The organism is Pantanalinema sp. (assembly GCA_036704125.1).
Classification (GTDB): domain Bacteria; phylum Cyanobacteriota; class Sericytochromatia; order S15B-MN24; family UBA4093; genus JAGIBK01.
Map to the genome: position 1 here is coordinate 1 of DATNQI010000060.1, position 17,121 is coordinate 17,121.

Here is a 17,121-nt window from a genome sequence, read left to right on the forward strand (position 1 = left end):
GCCAGCTCCCCGCCCCACCCGGTGGGGCGGGGGAATAACGCCTAGACGCGCGCGGCCTCCTTAGAGTACTGCTTGAGGATGTCCTTGGCGATGACGACCTTCTGGATCTCGTTGGTGCCCTCGAAGATCTCGCAGATGCGCGCATCGCGGAACAGGCGCTCGATGGGGTACTCGCCCGAGTAGCCCATGCCGCCGTGGATCTGCACGGCCTTGTTGATGATCCAGGTCGCGTTCTCGGTGCAGAACAGCTTGACCATCGAGCCGGGCAGGGTGATCTTGTTGCCCTGCTCCGACTGCCAGGCGGTGTAGTACACCATCTGCTCCATCGCGAAGATGCGGGTGGCCATCTCGGCGAGGTAGAACTGGATGGCCTGGTTCGAGGCGATGGGCTTGCCGAACTGGATGCGGGTGGTCGCGTGCTTCATGGACAGGTCGAAGGCTTCCTTGGCGGAGCCCAGGCAGGCGGCGCCGAGGCTCAGGCGGCCCTTGTCCAGGATCTTCATGGCGGTCACGAAGCCGAGGCCCACCTGGCCCAGCACGTTCTCCTTGGGGACGCGGACGTCCTTGAAGAAGATCTCGCGGGTGTCCGAGCCCCGGATGCCCATCTTCTTCTCCTTGGGGCCGTTCTCGATCCCGCCGAAGGCGCGCTCGACGAGGAACGCCGTCACGCCGCCGTGGGCGCCGAGGGCCGGATCCGTCACGGCGAAGACCGTCATCAGATCGGCGGTGCCGCCGTTGGTGATCCACATCTTCTGGCCGTTGATCACCCAGTCGTCGCCGTCGCGCACCGCGCGGGTCTTGATGGCCGCGGCGTCGGAGCCGGCGCCCGGCTCGGTCAGGGCGAAGCAGGCGATCATCTCGCCCGAGGCGAGCTTGGGCAGGTACTTCCGCTTCTGCTCCTCGGTGCCGTCGATGACCAGGCCGTAGGTGCCGATGCCGCCGTGGGCGCCCATGGTGACGCCCAGGCTGGAGTCGACGCGGCCGATCTCCTCGGCGAGGATGGCGTTGCCCACGTCACCCAGGCTGGAGCCGCCGTACTCCTCGGGGATGTTGGAGCCGAGGAAGCCCTGCTCCGCCATCTTCATGATGATGTCGCGGCCGATGTGCTCTTCCTTGTCGTGCTTGTCGGCGAGGGGCCGGATCTCGCGATCGGCGAACTCCTTGGCCATCTGGCGGAGCATCTGCTGTTCTTCGGTGAAATTGAAATCCATCGCTTAATCTCCTCTAGTCGCCTTAGCGATCCACGAACTTGGGCTGGGTCTTGGTGATGAAGGCCTTCACGCCGATCTGCTTGTCCTCGGTCTCGCAGACCGCGCCGAACTTCTCGTTCTCGATCTTGATGGCCTCCTTGATGGGCTTGCCGTGCCCGCCGTGGAGGGCCTCCATCATGTACTGGATGGAGAGGCGCCCCTTGGTGGCGATCTTCTTGGCCAGGGTCATGGCCTGGGCGACCTCGTCGCCCGCGGGCACGACCTTCTGGACCAGGCCCACGCGCAGGGCCTGCTGGGCCGTGTACATGTCGCCGGTCAGGAGCCACTCGGTGGCGTTGCCGTAGCCGATGATGCGGGGCAGGCGCTGGGAGCCGCCGAAGCCCGGGATGATGCCCAGGTTGATCTCGGGCTGGCCGAAGCGCGCCTTGTCCGAGGCGATGCGGATGTGGCAGGCCATCGCCAGCTCGCAGCCGCCGCCCAGGCAGAAGCCGTTGATCGCGACGATCACGGGCTTCTTGAGGGCCTCGATCCGGTTGAAGACCTCGTTGGCCGCCGCCACCATCTGCTTGGCGTCGGCGCCGCTCTTGATCTCGGCGATCTCCTTGATGTCGGCGCCCGCGACGAAGGCCATCTGGCCGGCGCCCGTCAGCACGATCGCCTTGACCGCGTTGTCGGCCTCGAGCTCCAGGAGAACCTCGCTGAGCTCGAAGATGACGGCCGAGTTGAGGGCGTTGGCCGGAGGGTTGTCGAGGGTGACCAGGGCCACGGCCTCGTCCTGCTGCACCTTGACGAAGGTGCGGGTCTTCTTGCCCTCCTCGGCGGCCTCGTGGGCGTGGAAGCCCTGGCCGGACTTGGCGCCGAGCTTGCCCTCGGCGACCATCTGCTCGATCAGGGGCGCGGGCTTGAAGCGATCGCCCAGCTCCGCCTGGTAGAACTTGAGGCGCTCGAGCACGGTGTCGAGGCCCATCATGTCGGCGAGCATCAGGGGGCCGCGGCCCATGCCGGTGCCCATCTGCATGGCGGGATCCACGTCCTCGGCCGCTGCGACGCCGTCCGCGATCAGGATGGCGGCCTCGTTGATCATCGGCAGGACGAAGCGGTCGACCTCGAAGGGCACCTTGGCCTTGCCCTGTTTCGCGATGATCTCGGCGATCTTGCCGGGGACGGGGTTCACGGCCTCGTCGTTGTACGAGTAGAAGCCGGCGCCCTTCTTCTGGCCCCAGCGGCCCTCGGCGACCATCCAGTCGAGCAGCTCGGTGGGCTGGAAGCGCGAACCGAAGGCGTCGTGCAGGGTGTGGACGACCTCGTTGCAGACCTCGACGCCCAGCATGTCGGCCAGGGTGAAGGGGCCCATGGGGAAGCCCTTGCTCGGCACGACCATGTCGATCTGCTCGGCGGTGGCGGCCCCCTCCTGGAGGGCGGTCACGGCCTCGTTGAAGCTCGCGAGCAAGAGGCGGTTGACCAGAAAGCCCGCGCCGTCCTTGACCAGGACCGGGTGCTTGCGGATGTCCTTGCAGAAGGAGAGCAGCGTCGCCATGGTCTCGTCGGAGCTCTCTTTGCCCGCGATGACCTCGACCAGCTTCATGACCGGGGCAGGGTTGAAGAAGTGCAGGCCCGCGACCTTGGCCGGCCGCGAGGTGACGCTTCCCAGCTCGGTGACCGAGAGGGCCGAGGTGTTGGAGGCGAGGATCGCGTGCTTGGGGGTGACCTTGTCCAGCTCGGCGAAGACGGCCTTCTTGACGTCCATCTTCTCGGTGACCGCCTCGATGACGAGATCCACGTCATCGAAGCCGTCCCAGGTGGTCGTGCCCGAGACGAGGGCCATCTTCTGCTCCATCTCGGAGGCGGACATCTTGCCCTTCTTGACGCGGCCCTCGTAGACCTTGCGGGCGGCCGCGAGGCCCTTGTCCACCGCGTCCTGGCTGATGTCCTTGATGATGACCGGCAGGCCCGCGTTGGAGACGACCTGGGCGATGCCTCCGCCCATGGCCCCGCCGCCGACGACGCCCACCTTGAAGATGGGGAGCGGCTTGGCGTTCAGGGCGGACTTGGATTGGGATTCGACTGCCATCTGACTCTCCTTGCTAAGCGTTGGGATTCTCGAGGACCATGGCGATGCCCTGGCCGCCGCCGATGCAGAGGCTGGCGACGCCGTACCTGGCGCCGCGGCGAGCAAGCTCACGGCTGAGCGTCAGGGCCAGGCGCGCGCCCGAGGCGCCGACCGGGTGGCCGAGGGCGATCGCGCCGCCGTTGGGGTTGAGCTTGTCCATGTCCAGCTCGAGCTTCTTGGCGACCGAGAGGACCTGGGCGGCGAAGGCCTCGTTGACCTCGATCACGTCCATCTGGTCGAGGGTCAGCCCGGCCTTGGCCAGGGCCTTGGGGATGGCGTAGGCCGGGCCCATGCCCATGCGCTCGGGCTCGAGGCCGACGTTGACGTAGGAGCGGACGATGGCCATGGGCTGGTAGCCGAGGGCCTGGGCCTTCTCCTCGGTCATCATTAGCAGGCCGACCGCGCCGTCGTTGGTGCCGCAGGCGTTGCCGGGGGTGACGGAGCCGCCCTTCTTGAAGATGGTCGGGTACATGGAGAGCATCTGGAGGCTGAGGGCGGGGTTGGGGCCCTCGTCGATCGAGACGGGCTCGGGGGCGACGTCCTTGCCGCCGGCCTTCTTGGGCACGTTGACCGTCATGATCTCCTCGGCGAAGTTGCCGGAGCGGGCGGCCCGGAAGGCCTTCTTGTGGGAGTTGACGGCGAACTGGTCCTGCTCCTCGCGGGTGAGGCCGAACTCTTCGACCAGGTTCTCGGCGGTCTGGCCCATCAGGAGGTTGCAGACCGGGTCGGTGAGGCCTTCCCACATGGAGTCGATCATCTCGGCGTGGCGGATGCGCTTGCCGAAGCGCATGTCGCGGCTGATGTAGGGGTACGAGCTCATGGACTCGATGCCGCCCACCACCAGGACCTCGGCGTCGCCCGCCTGGATCTCCTGGTAGCCGTTGATGATCGCCTGCATGCCCGAGCCGCAGTTGCGGTGGACGGTGTAGGCGGGCTTTTCGAGGGGGATGCCGGCCTTGAGGGCCACGACGCGGGCGAGGTTGGGCGCCTCGGAGCCCTGGCCGCACGAGCCCATGATCACCTGGTCGATCGCCTCGATCGCCTGCGGGTTGCGCTTGAGCAGCTCCGCGAGCACGATGCGACCCAGCTCGGGCGCGTTGAGGTCCTTGAGTGCCCCGCCGAAGTTGCCGAAGGGCGTGCGGATCCCGTCCACCAAGACGACTTGTTTCATGAGCTAGGAACCCTTTCTGTGCGTGCGAGAACCGGGAGCGCCTTCGCTCCCGGGATCGAAGGGCGCGGCTTGTTGGCCGCTTCCGAAGGCGAGGACCATCCGGTCCCCCATCAGCTGCATCCGCTCCCGGCTGAACTCCTCCTCGAAGCCCAAGAGCGAGGCGAGGTTGAGGGTGAAGCCCACCGAGATGAGCTGCCAGGCGGCGGCCGTCACGTCCAGGTCGGCCGCGAGCACGCCCGAGCGCCGCCCCGCGTCGAGGACCGTCATCAGGAAGTCGGCGTAGGAGGCGAAGTGCCGGCGCAGGGCCTCGCGGATCTCGTCGTCCTCGACCTCGGAGAGGGCCTGGAACTGGATCTTGAGGGTGTCGGGCCGCTTGAGGACGATCTCGTACTGGCTGGTGCCGATCCGGCGCAGGAGGGCGAGGGGATCGGCCGCGTCCGAGGCCAGCTCCTTCCAGTGGCGCAGGGTGCTGTCGCCGACCCGGTCAAGGATGGTGAGGAAGAGCTGCTTCTTGCTCGCGAAGTGCTTGTAGACCGTCGGCTCGGAGATGCCGGCTTCCTTGGCGATCTCGGCCATGCCCGCGACCCGGTAGTTGGAGCGCGCGAAGACCGCGGTGGCGCAGCGCAGGATCTGCGCCCGGCGCTCTTCTGCCGTCAAGCGTTCGCGGGTGTCAGCGGCCATGGGCCTCCCTCAGTCGTTAGTGAGTAATCACTAACCATTATAGGAATGGCGCGAAGGCTGTCAAGACGGTGTTCATTCTCACCCGGGCGAAGCGTCCAGAAGAGGGCCAGGCCGGCGAAAACCCTCACGATGGCTTCACATGGGACACGATTGTTTGTTATGATTTATTATGACAAGGCCGGCACGCGCTCTTCTCCCCCTTCTCGCCCGCAACGCCGCACAAAGGAGCCCCGATGACCGCAGAAGTCTACTTCGCCCAGCGCCGCGCGACCGGCGGCGGCGGCCTCATGGACAAGATCGAGCAGCTCCTCGACGCCGCGGGGCTCGCCCAGGTCGTCACCCCCGGCGATCGCGTCGCGATCAAGACCCACTTCGGGGAGCCGGGCAACACCACCCACATCCGCCCCGAGATCCTGCGGCGGCTCATCAAGAAGGTCCGCCAGGCCGACGCCCGTCCCTTCGTCACCGACTCCAACGCGCGGTACTCGCCCCGGCGCACCGAGGCGGTGGGTCACCTGGAGGTGGCGAGCGCGCACGGGTTCAACTACCCGACCCTCGGGGCCCCGGTGCTCATCGCCGACGGGGTGGACGGCCGCCAAGGCACCGCGTACCCGACCGGCGGGAAACACCTGGGGACGGTTTCGATCGCAGGGGCCATCGACGAGGCCGAGGCCCTCATCGTCGCCAACCACGTCACCTTTCACCCCGAGGTCGGCTTCGTGGGCGCCCTCTACCACCTGGGCCTCGGCGCCCTGACCCGCGAGGGCAAGCTCGCCCTCTGCGCCGCGCCGAGCCCGGCCCTGGTGCTCGCGGGCGGCGACTCCCCCAGCCGGGAGGTCGAGGCCGAGGCCGCCGTCCTTCCGCCCGACCTTTTGGCCGCGCGGATCGCCGAGGCGTTCGGCGCCGTCCACCGCGCCAAGGCCGGCAAGATCCTCTACTGCAACGTCCTGATGGACCTCACCCCCGATCCGGACGGGGCGGGATGGAGCGACGCGGCGGTCATCCCCGACGTGGGGATCCTCGTCTCGCGCGACCCGGTCGGGCTCGACCAGGCCACCGCGGACTTCCTGAACATGCAGACCGGCCTGCCCGGCACCTGCCTGCAGGATCTCGGCACCCCGGACAAGATCCGCAGCCTCGCGCCGGCCGCCGACTGGGACCACCTCCTGGAGCTGGTCGCGCGCGACGGGCTGGGCTCGCGCGACTACGAGCTGCTGATCATCTGAGCCCCATGGTGCAAAGTGCCCCGTCTGGCTGCTAAGATCAGGCGGTCCCTTAGACGCTCTCCCCATCCTTCAGGAGGTCTCAGATGCCCCGCCCCGACGGCCGTCAGCCCGACCAGCTCCGCCCCCTCACGATCCAGCGCGGCTTCACCAAGCACGCCGAGGGCTCGGTGCTCATCGGCTTCGGTGACACCAAGGTCCTCTGCACCGCCAGCGTCGAGGATCGCGTCCCCCCCTTCCTGAAGGGAACGGGCAAGGGCTGGGTGACGGCCGAGTATTCGATGCTGCCCCGCGCCACGCACACCCGCTCGTCGCGCGAGTCGAGCATCGGCAAGGTGGGCGGGCGCACCCACGAGATCCAGCGCCTCATCGGCCGCAGCTTGCGCGGGGTGTGCGACCTGTACGGCTTCGGCGAGCGCCAGATCACCCTCGACTGCGACGTGATCCAGGCGGATGGCGGCACCCGGACCGCCGCCATCACCGGTGCCTGGATCGCCCTTCACGACGCCTTCTCGAGCCTGGTTTCCCAGGGCAAGATCGAGCGCATGCCCCGCCTGGACCCTCTCGCGGCCATCAGCGTCGGCATCGTGGACGGCGAGGCAGTCCTCGACCTGTGCTACCTGGAGGACTCGCGCGCCGAGACCGACATGAACGTGGTCGCCACCGGCTCGGGCCACTACGTCGAGATCCAGGGCACGGCCGAGGGCGAGCCCTTCGATCGCCAGATGGTCAACCGCATGCTCGATCTGGCGGATGCGGGCATCAAGGACCTGATCGCTGCCCAGCACCAGGCGATCCGCACGCCGGTCGGGGTCTAGGCCCGCCCCGCCGAAGCGATGCCCCGGGCTCGAAAGATCGATAAATCGTCCAACCAGAGCGCCAAATAATCCACGGTATCCTGCTTACCTTTTGTCCTATGCTGATGCGATGCGACTTCCACAGCACCAGCATAGGAGCCTCTTCATGCGCAAGCTGAGTCTTAGCTTGACTCTCGTCACCCTTCTCGCCCTTGGCGGCTGCGCGGGGACGCCGACCGCCTCCCTGACCGGTGGCGCCACTGCAACCGGCACCACAACCACCGTCGCGGCGCCCGTCATCTCGAGCTTCAGCCCCACCCAGGGGACCGCCGGAACGGTCGTCACCGTCACGGGCACCGGCTTCGACGGAGCGATCGCCTCCAACAACCTCGTCCTGTTCAACGGCACCCCTGGCCTCGTCACCGCGGCCACCGCCACCACCCTCACCGTCATCGTCCCCGAGGGCGGCTCGTACGGCACCATCACCGTGACCGTCAACGGCAAGACCGCCACGAGCGCCGACAGCTACTCGGCTCGCCTGGGCATCCGGACCGTCGCCGGGTCGCAAGGAGCGCCCGGGGGGGTGAGGGCCGCCGATTGGCGCGCGTCCTACGGCGCCATGGCCATGGACTCCGCCGGTAACCTCTACGTCACGCAGCAGAGCCGAAGCGCCGTCTACAAGATCGACCCGGCCGGCACCCTCACGACCGTCGCCGGCACCGGCGCCTGGGGCTACATCGGGGACGGCTTTCCCGCCACCGTCGCCCAGCTGAACAGTCCCGAAGGCCTGGCGGTGGATGCCTCGGGCAACCTCTACATCGCCGATACCTGGAATCACGTCATCCGCAAGGTCAGCAACGGCGTCATCTCGACCGTCGCAGGAAACGGCCAAAGCGGCTTCTCGGGGGACGGCGGTCCGGCCGGCAGCGCCCAGCTGTATGCGCCTCGGGGCCTGGCGGTGGACGCCACGGGCGATCTATACATCGCCGATACGAACAACAACCGCATCCGCAAGGTCGACCACGCGACCGGCATCATCACGACCTTCGCCGGCACCGGCAGCTACGGCTTCTCCGGAGACGCCACGGCAGCCGTCGGCGCCCAGCTCGCCTATCCCCATGGCGTGGCGGTGGACGCCTCGGGCAGCCTGTACATCGCCGATACGAACAACAGCCGCATCCGCAAGGTCAGCGACGGCACCATCTCGACCGTCGGCTCCCAGCTCGCCTATCCCCAGGGCGTGACGGTGGACGGTGCGGGCAACCTCTACGTCGCCGATACGAACAGCCACCGCATCCGCAAGCTCAGCGACGGTACCCTCTCGATCGTCGCAGGTAACGGTCAAGGCGGCTTCTCGGGGGATGGCGGCACGGCCACCAGCGCCCAGCTCAGCTATCCCAAGGGGGTCGTGGTGGACGCCGCGGGCAACCTCTACGTCGCCGATACGAACAACTTCCGCATCCGCAAGCTCGACGCCGTCGCTCAGACGATCTCGACCGTGGCAGGCGATGTCTCGGGCGAGGCCATGACCGCAGGCGCCTTGAACGTGGACCTTGCCGGGCCCGCAGCGACCGCCGAGGACGCGCAAGGCAACCTCTACATTGCCGATAGGTACAACCACCGCGTCCGAAAGCTCGGTATCGACGGCACCCTCACGACCGTCGCCGGCACCGGAGTCCCCGGCGAAGCCGGGGACTCCGGCGTGGCCACCAGCGCTCAGTTGAACCAGCCCCAGAGCGTGGCGGTGGACGCCGCGGGCAACCTCTACATCGCCGATACGAACAACAACCGGATCCGCATGGTGCCCGCGACCGACGGGACCTACTTCGGCATCCCCATGGTCGCCAACTCCCTCTACACCTTCGCCGGCACCGGAGTCTCCGGCTTCTCCGGAGACGGCGCGGCGGCCGGCAGCGCCCAGCTGAACGCTCCTCTGGGCGTGGCGGCGGACGCCGCGGGCGACCTCTACATCGCCGATACGAACAACAACCGCATCCGCAAGGTCGACCACACCACCGGCTTCATCGCGACCGTCGCCGGCACCGGCGTGTACGGCTTCACCGGGGACGGCGCGGCCACCAGCGCCCAGCTGAACCATCCCCAGGGTTTGGCGGTGGACGCCGCGGGCAACCTCTACATCGCCGATACGTACAACAACCGCATCCGCAAACTCAGCGGCGGCTCCATCTCGACCGTCGCCGGCAACGGCTATTCCTACGGCCTCAGCGACTACCGGGTTGCCGGATACTCCGGCGGCGAGGTCGCCTCCCGCATCACCCTGGACAGCCCCGAGGGCGTGGCGGTGGACGCCGAGGGCAACCTCTACGTCGCCGATACGGAAAACAACCGGATCCTCAAGGTCGCCCTCGGCGGCGCCGTCTCGACCGTGGCCGGAAACGGCATCTACGGCATCGACGGCGACGGCGGGCTTGCGATCAATGCCAGGCTGGCCTCCCCGCGTGGCGTGACGGTGGGCAAGGCGGGCAACCTCTTCATCGCCGATACCGACAACAACCTCATCCGTTCCGTCGGCTTCTGAGCCGCCGTCACCTCGGCAGGCATCGCGTTCGCGGTGCCTGCTTTTTTGGCCCCCTTGACCCCTGAGCCCCGCGATCCTTGTCACTGCTTGGCGAATCCTCTAAACTGGCCTCCATGTCTGCAGAAATCCCGAACTCGACGCTGCTCCAGACTTATCGCAAGCGCCTGTGGGTGGGCCTTGGCGCCGCTTTGGCCCTGCGACTGGTGCTCATCCTCTTCCCGATGGCCTTCTGGGTGGACATGGACACCTTCATGGCCTGGAGCCGGCGGCTCGTCGAGGTGGGGGTCCCGAACTTCTACGCCCCCGACTACTTCTGCGACTACCCGCCGGGCTACCTCTACGTCCTGTCGGGCCTCGGCCACCTCTACCACCTCTTCGACCCCAGCTGGGCCCACTACGGCCGGGGCCTGGGCCTTTCCGCCCTGCTCAAGGCGCCCGCGGTCCTCGCGGACGTGGCCTCGGCCTACGTGATCTTCCTCATCCTGCGCGGCCGGGTCACGATCCGCAGCGCCTACCACGGCGCCCTGGTCTACGCCTTCAACCCGCTGGTGCTCTTCGTCTCGGGGATCTGGGGCCAGATCGACAGCGTGCTGACGCTCGCCATGCTCGCGGCCGTTTGGCTGCTCTTGCGCAACCGGTTCGTGACCGCGGCGGCCACCGCGGTGCTCGGGGTCATGCTCAAGCCCCAGGGCCTCTTCCTCGCGCCGTTCTTCGTCCTCTCCCAGTGGTTCCGCCGGGCGTGGTGGGTGTGGCCGGCCGCGGCCCTCGCGGGCTTCGCTCTGGTCTGGGCGCTGACCTTCCCCTTCCACGCGGGCGGCGCGCCCGTCGTTGGTCCCTTCGCCTTCCTCTTCGAGAAGATGATGGCGACGGCAGGGACCTACACCAGCAGCACCATCAACGCCTTCAACATCTGGGCGCCGACCAGCCTCGACAACGGGGTGCTGATGTGGGGCGATCGTTACAGCGACTCCCGGACCATCTTCGGCCTCACCCACCGGGCCCTGGGCCTCGTCTTCGTGGGCATCCTCTCGGCGTGGATGGGCGTCTACCTCTACCGCAAGCGCCACGCGGGCCTCGCCCCGCTCATGCTCGCCTCCAGCCTCCTGCTCCTGGGCTTCTTCCTCTTCCCCACCCGGATGCACGAGCGCTACATGTTCCCGGCGATCGCCTTTCTGACCCTCGCCGCGAGCGCCAATCGCCACTTGATCCCCAACATGTGGGCCTTCACGGCGACGGCGACCCTCAACGTCCTCTACGTCTACGTCTACTACACCAACCAGCAGCTCTTCTACGCCGTCCCCGCCCCGGTGCGCACCGTCGTCATCGTGGGGGCGGTGCTGGTCAACATGTGGACCTTCGGGGACCTGGTCGGCTACACCTTCGGCCGGCGCCACGAGACCGCCTGGCGCCCCACCACCTCGCTGCGTCAGGCGCTTCTGGGCAAGGGCGCTTCCGAGATGGAGGCCGAGAGCGCCCCCGAGCCGTGGGACAGGCGTGACTGGCAGTGGATGCTCGGCCTGATGGGGGCCTTCCTCGCCCTCGGGCTGTGGCGCCTGGGATTGCCTGCCGAGCAGATCTTCGACGAGGTCTACCACGCCCGCACCGCCGAGGAGTACCTCAAGGGGATCAGCCCCTACGAGTGGACCCACCCGCCCCTGGCCAAGCTCATGATCGCGGTGGGGGTGGCCCTCTTCGGCATGAACGCCTTCGGCTGGCGCATCGTGAGCCTCCTGGTCGGCGCCCTGACCCTCGGGGTCTTCTACCTGCTCGCGCGCCGCATGCTCGATCGGCGGCGCCCGGCCTGGATCGCGACCCTGATGCTCGCCTGCGACGGGGTCTTCTTCGTCCAGTCGCGCGTGGCGATGACCAACATCTACGTGGTCTTCTTCCTCCTGCTCGCGACGCTCGCCACCTGGGAGTTCATGCGAACGCGCAAGGAGCGCATGCTGCCGCTCGCAGCGCTCGCTCTGGGCGCCGCGCTCGCCACCCGCTGGTCCACCATGTACGCCTGGGGCCTGTTGGGCCTGCTCATCGGCGTCTACGTCCTGTTCTGGGAGGCCCCGCGCCGGCAGCCCAAGGAGATCGGCCTCTTGGCCCTGCGGTGCATCGGGTACTTCGTCGCCATCCCGGTGGCGGTCTACCTGCTGAGCTACATCCCCTACATGGCCCAGGGCCATGGGCTCGGCGAGGTGCTCCAGATGCAGAAGAACATGTGGGGCTACCATGCGAACCTGAACGCCAGCCACAGCTACTCGTCGCCCTGGTGGCAGTGGCCCCTGATGGTCCGCCCGACCTGGTACTATTACCATGACTGGAAGAACGGCCTGATCTCGGGCATCATCGCCATCGGCAACCCCGCCCTGTGGTGGGCGAGCATCCCCGCGCTTCTGGCCATGGCCTACGTGGCATGGCGCAGGAAGCTCTGGATGGGGTGGTTCGTCGTCACGATGGGCCTGGGCATGTACCTGATGTGGGCCATCCAGCCGCGCCCCCTGGTCTTCATGCACTACATGTTCGAGACCATCCCCTTCTCCATCCTCGCCATGGCCTACTTCATGGAGCGGCTGTGGCGGCAGGAGGACTGGGAGCCCGTCGCCTCGACCTACCTCGCTCTGGTGGTCGGCCTGTTCGCCTTCTTCTACCCGCTCCTGTCGGGGCTTCCCATCCCGGAGCAGTTCTACCGGATGCACATCTGGTTCAGGACCTGGATCTAGCGCCTGCGGCTATTTATTGAAGGAACCTGATTTTGTCCCCCCACCGAGCATCTAACAAAACCAGGCATTTGTTGAGTTTGGCCGCCATGGCGGCTTGACGGAACAGTTTTGTTCGACGCTCGCCCCCACCCCCGCCCCACCGGGGGGCGGGGAGGCTAGCCCCAAGGATGATTCATTGAGCGCCATTCAGTTCTCGGTTGAAGCCAAGCACGGCCGCGCCCGCGCCGGCACCCTCACGACCCCCCACGGCAAGGTCCGGACCCCGGTCTTCATGCCGGTGGGCACCCAGGCGACGGTCAAGGCCCTGACCCCGCACCAGGTGGCGGACACCGGCGCGAGCATCATCCTGGCGAACGCCTACCACCTCTACCTGCGCCCCGGTCACAAGCTGATCGAGCGCGCCGGCGGCGTGCACCGCTTCGAGCGGTGGAACGGCAGCATGCTCACCGACAGCGGCGGCTTCCAGGTCTTCTCGCTGTCGGACCTGCGCAAGATCACCGAACAGGGCGTCCACTTCCGCAACCCGGTGGACGGCTCCAAGCACTTCATCGCGCCCGAGACCTCCATGGAGATCCAGAACTCGCTCGGCGCCGACATCATGATGGCCTTCGACGAGTGCGTCCCCGGCATGAGCTCGCACGCCGACGCCCTCAAGGCGGTCGATCGCACCACCCGCTGGGCCGAGCGGTGCCTCGCGGCCCACCAGCGCCCCAAGGACCAGGCCCTCTTCGGCATCATCCAGGGCAACGTCTACGACGACCTGCGCACCCGCAGCGCCGAGGCCCTGGTCCCCATGGACTTCCCCGGCTACGCCATCGGCGGGCTCTCGGTGGGCGAGCCCAAGGAGAAGATGTACCCGGCGCTGGCGCACAGCACGACCCTCCTGCCCGCTCACAAGCCCCGCTACCTGATGGGGGTGGGCATGCCCGAGGACCTGGTGGTGGGCGCGGCCCTCGGCGTGGACATGTTCGACTGCGTGCTGCCGACGCGGCTCGCGCGCCACGCGAGCTTCTTCACCGACCAGGGGCGCCTGACCATCAAGAACGCCGTTTTCCGCGAGGATCCCGAGGTCCTGATGGCGGGCTGCGACTGCTATACCTGCTCCTACGGCTTCGAGCGCCGCTACCTCCACCACCTGGTCCGCGCGCAGGAGTACCTGGCCCATACCCTGCTGAGCATCCACAACATCCGCTACCTGATCCGCCTGATGGAGGGGATCCGCGCCTCGATCCTTGCGGGCACCTTCCCCCACAGCCACCGGCACTTCGTCACCCCCTCGTTCTGGCCGCTCCTGGGCCTCGAGGCCGACAGCGAGCAAGCCGCCTTTCTGCCCTGATTCGCGCGGATCTAGAATGACGCCGGGCGCTCGGGTGTTCGAAAGGGGAGGACTGATGCGGCCGCGCAACCTGCCGTTATGGCTCACGTGGGTCCTGCTGGCGCTCGCCTACAACGGCGTCGCGCAGCTCACCTTCGCGCTCGGCCTGGTGCAGGACAACGTCTCTGCCATCTGGCCCGCGGCGGGCTTCGCCCTGGCCGCGGTCCTGCGCCTCGGCTACCGTGCCTGGCCGGGGATCGCCCTCGGCGTCCTGCTCAAGGGGACCGTCCGCGACATCCCCTCCATCCCCACCCTGGGGCTCGGGGTGAGCGACTGCCTGATCCCCCTGCTCGGGACCGCCCTGGTGTACCGCTTCATCGGGCGCGATCGCCTCCTCGCCACCACCCGGAACGTCCTGCTGTTCGCCTTTCTGGGCTGCGGCGCGAGCGTGGCCGCGGGGGTGGCGATCGGTGGCCTCATCCGGATCGTCGGAGGGGAACTCGCGTGGAGCAACGCCGCTTCGGTCATGGGGGGGTGGTTCGTCTCGGACGCGGTCAGCGCGCTGGTCGTCGCCTCCTTGATACTGAGCTGGACCGCGCCCGATCGCGCGCCCTGGCTCCCGCGCAGGGGCGTCGAGCTGGTGGGGCTCCTCGCCCTGCTCGCGGGGGCGGCGCAGGTCATCTTCGGGGGCGTCCTGACGCCGTGGATCGGCCAGTCACCCGTCGTGTACCTGGTGATTCCCGTGCTCATGGTCGCCGCGTTCCGGTTCGGGCAGCGCGGCGTCACCCTCTCCAACCTGGTGCTGTGGTTGCTCGCGATCGCGGGCACCCTCAGGGGACTCGGGCCCTTCGCCGCCCAGCAAGATCGAGGGGCGCTGCTGTTCCTCGAGATCTTCGTCGCCGTCACCGCCGTCTCGACCATGGTCATCGCCGCCGTGCTCGCCGAGCGGGAAAGGGCGGGCGAGGAGCTGGCCGCCGCCTACGAGCGCCTCAAGGAGCTCGATCTGCTCAAGAGCAACCTCCTCAACGCCGTCTCCCACGAGCTGCGTACCCCGCTGACCTCGATCCAGGGGTTCGCCGAGTTCCTCGAAGATCGCTTGGCCGGTGACCTGAGCGCCGAGCAAGCGCATTTCGTCCAGCAGATCCAGCAGGGGAGCCGGCGACTGGCGCACCTGGTCGACGACCTGCTGGACGTGGCCCGCGTGGAGTCGGGGACCTTCAAGCTCGCGCTGGAGGAGGCCGACCTGGCGCATGTCATCCGGGAGAGCGTCATGAGCTTCCAGCCGCAAGCCAAGGAGGCGGGTGTCACCCTGACGGAGGTGGGGCTCGGCGATCCCCTGCCGATCCGGATCGATCCGAAGCGGGTCGGGCAAATCCTTCTAAACCTGATCGGCAACGCCATCAAGTTCACGCCCCCGGGCGGCCGGATCAGGCTCGGGCTCACCCTCGGCGAGCACGAGGTCCGCGTCCAGGTCCAGGACACGGGGATCGGGATCCCCCCCGAGGACCTGCCGCACGTCTTCGACAAGTTTTTCCAGATCGACAACAGCCTCACGCGCCGGCGCGGAGGGACGGGGCTCGGCCTCCCGATCACCAAGGCCCTGGTGGAGGCCCACGGCGGCACCATCGGCGTGGTGAGCGAAAGCGAGCAGGGCAGCACCTTCTGGTTCGCTCTCCCGCGCGAAGCCGGCGCGACCGGCCCGAAGGAGGCTGGCGCGCGGGCGAGCCTCGACGCCTCGTAGGCGAGCCTCAGGCGACGGGCTCTTCCTCGAACAGGGCCTGCGGGTGGCGCGCGTAGCGCGCGGTCCAGTCGTCCCCCGTCTCGGAGAAGACGGAGCACGGGTAGGTCGCGAGCACCCAGGTGACGAAGTCCCTGAGCTGAGCGAGCACCGCCTGCGGCGCGTCCTGGTGGACCCGTATGCCCGAGGGGTCGAGGGTGACCAGGCCCTGGCCGTACAGGGCGCCGTACGGGTCCACCGAGATCTCGGAGGCGACGAAGCGCTTCATCTCGGGGCCCGCCGTGACCACGTAGGTCCGGTCGCTCGGATCGGGGTGGGGGAAGGCGCCCGGCAGGGCCGAAAGGCGGGCTTCCACCGCTTCGAGGTCGAAGGGCGTGAGCGTGGGGGCGAGGGTGTAGCTAATTTGCATGCTCTACCGGCAGGTTGATGTGGGTGCGCGAGGCGAGGGCGTCGAGGAAGCGCTTGCTCTCGATCGTCTGCTCACCGAAGGGAACGGCTGCGTCCTTGGCCCACTTGGGCAAGGGGGTGCCCTTGTGGTCCAGCTTGAAGGCCTCGTTGTTGAAGTCCTTCGCGCTCGATCCGGGCGGGAAGTTGACCGAGGCGCTGGCGTGGGGCTGGGGCCGGAACTTGCTGGTCGGGTCGCCCATGGGCTTGATGCGGACCATGCCGCCGTCGGGGTGGGTCCAGATCTCCATGGGCACCGGCTGGCCCGACCCGGGGTGAATGACGGGCTGGCGGGTCTTGAAGTCGGTGATGGTGGCCATCTCCGCCTGGAAGCCCCGGGCGCGAAGGTCGTCGTGGATGGCGGAAAGCGCTCGGTTGCGCAGGTCGAGGCCGCGCACCGAGGATCCGACCTCCCCGCGCTCGAAGGCGTCGAGCGCCGCGCGCGTCCGGGGGGCCAGATCCTTGCTCCAGAGCCTGGTTGAGTCGTTGTCCGCGAGCCACTTGAAGGTGACCTCGCCGGTGCTGAGGCCCCGGGCCACGCGGCCCGCCCCGTAGGTGAGCGCGGCCTCCCCGAGGCTCCCAAGCGCCCTGGCCGCGCCGTGGGCGTGCGAGGAGAGCTCCGAGCGCGAGCCCGCGGTCGCCATGCCGACCTCGTGCGCGAGTAGCGAGGCGCCGGTGCTCGCGAGGCCCACCAGGCCCGCGCCCTCGGCGATCGCCCCGATGGCGGGCAAGGCGGCGAGCGATGCCCCGCCGGTGAAGGGGGCGGCCACCACCGCCGCGACCCCGGCGACGAGACTGCCCACGGCGACGGCACCGCTCGCGGCCTGCACCAGCTGGATGCCGCCGTGAAGCGCGTCGCGGCGGGCGGCGTCCATGGCAGTCTCGACGGGGTCGAGGGGGTGGGCGATGCCCTCGACCAGCCCCTCGACCCGGCGCTTGAGCAGGGAGAGGGGGTTGCTCAGGGCCTCATGGGCCTGGTCCCGCAGGGCGATCGCCGCCTCGCGGTTGCCGATGGCGAGCTTGTCCGTCCAGTCCAGCGGCCGGGTCTGCGCCGCCGCGGGCCGCTCCCTTCCGGGGGCGGGGGCGGGGGCGGGGGCCGAAGAAGCGCTCGAAGAAGCGCTCGGGAGGGCGCTCGGGGGATGAGCGGAGGAGACTTGGCGCACGGCGGATCCCTTTGC

General features: G+C 68.3%; 12 protein-coding genes. 6 read left to right on the top strand and 6 right to left on the bottom strand.

The window, feature by feature from the left end:
- Positions 1–41 precede the first annotated feature (41 nt).
- From V6D00_09305 to V6D00_09320, 4 genes are read right to left on the bottom strand one after another with little or no spacing between them, the layout of a single operon-like run.
- Positions 42–1,211, bottom strand: coding sequence for an acyl-CoA dehydrogenase family protein (locus V6D00_09305; protein HEY9899364.1), 1,170 nt, complete (start codon positions 1,209–1,211; stop codon positions 42–44).
- A 22-nt stretch (positions 1,212–1,233) separates the two neighbouring features.
- Positions 1,234–3,282: an enoyl-CoA hydratase-related protein gene (locus tag V6D00_09310; GenBank protein HEY9899365.1), complete on the bottom strand. Its 2,049-nt coding sequence runs from the start codon at positions 3,280–3,282 to the stop codon at positions 1,234–1,236.
- A gap of 13 nt (positions 3,283–3,295) precedes the next feature.
- A complete protein-coding gene (locus V6D00_09315) occupies positions 3,296–4,492 on the bottom strand; it encodes a thiolase family protein (GenBank protein ID HEY9899366.1) in 1,197 nt (398 codons plus the stop codon).
- Positions 4,493–4,495: 3 nt separating this feature from the next.
- The gene (locus V6D00_09320) at positions 4,496–5,173 is read right to left on the bottom strand and encodes a TetR/AcrR family transcriptional regulator (GenBank protein ID HEY9899367.1); all 678 of its coding nucleotides are present in this window, start codon (positions 5,171–5,173) and stop codon (positions 4,496–4,498) included.
- Between the two features lie 233 nt (positions 5,174–5,406).
- Between V6D00_09320 and V6D00_09325 the strand changes: the two genes are divergently transcribed.
- The 6 genes from V6D00_09325 (at position 5,407) to V6D00_09350 (ending at position 15,502) form a co-directional block, all read left to right on the top strand.
- Entirely contained in the window at positions 5,407–6,399 is a 993-nt protein-coding gene (locus V6D00_09325) for a DUF362 domain-containing protein (protein ID HEY9899368.1), read from the top strand.
- Positions 6,400–6,482: 83 nt separating this feature from the next.
- Complete coding sequence (rph, locus tag V6D00_09330; GenBank protein HEY9899369.1) at positions 6,483–7,214, top strand: ribonuclease PH; 732 nt, start codon at positions 6,483–6,485, stop codon at positions 7,212–7,214.
- A gap of 145 nt (positions 7,215–7,359) precedes the next feature.
- Complete coding sequence (locus tag V6D00_09335) at positions 7,360–9,732, top strand: IPT/TIG domain-containing protein (GenBank protein ID HEY9899370.1); 2,373 nt, start codon at positions 7,360–7,362, stop codon at positions 9,730–9,732.
- Positions 9,733–9,845: 113 nt separating this feature from the next.
- A complete protein-coding gene (locus V6D00_09340) occupies positions 9,846–12,446 on the top strand; it encodes a phospholipid carrier-dependent glycosyltransferase (protein ID HEY9899371.1) in 2,601 nt (866 codons plus the stop codon).
- A 175-nt stretch (positions 12,447–12,621) separates the two neighbouring features.
- Positions 12,622–13,782, top strand: a complete 1,161-nt coding sequence (gene tgt, locus V6D00_09345) for a tRNA guanosine(34) transglycosylase Tgt (GenBank protein HEY9899372.1) — start codon at positions 12,622–12,624, stop codon at positions 13,780–13,782.
- Positions 13,783–13,837: 55 nt separating this feature from the next.
- Positions 13,838–15,502 carry an ATP-binding protein gene (locus V6D00_09350; GenBank protein HEY9899373.1) on the top strand — a complete coding sequence of 555 codons (1,665 nt, stop codon included), beginning with the start codon at positions 13,838–13,840 and terminating at the stop codon, positions 15,500–15,502.
- 7 nt (positions 15,503–15,509) lie between these two features.
- Here V6D00_09350 and V6D00_09355 read toward each other — a convergent pair whose 3' ends face one another.
- Positions 15,510–15,908, bottom strand: a complete 399-nt coding sequence (locus tag V6D00_09355; GenBank protein ID HEY9899374.1) for a hypothetical protein — start codon at positions 15,906–15,908, stop codon at positions 15,510–15,512.
- Positions 15,898–17,106: a hypothetical protein gene (locus V6D00_09360; GenBank protein ID HEY9899375.1), complete on the bottom strand. Its 1,209-nt coding sequence runs from the start codon at positions 17,104–17,106 to the stop codon at positions 15,898–15,900. Before V6D00_09360 ends, V6D00_09355 begins: the two co-directional genes overlap by 11 nt.
- Positions 17,107–17,121: the final 15 nt, after the last annotated feature.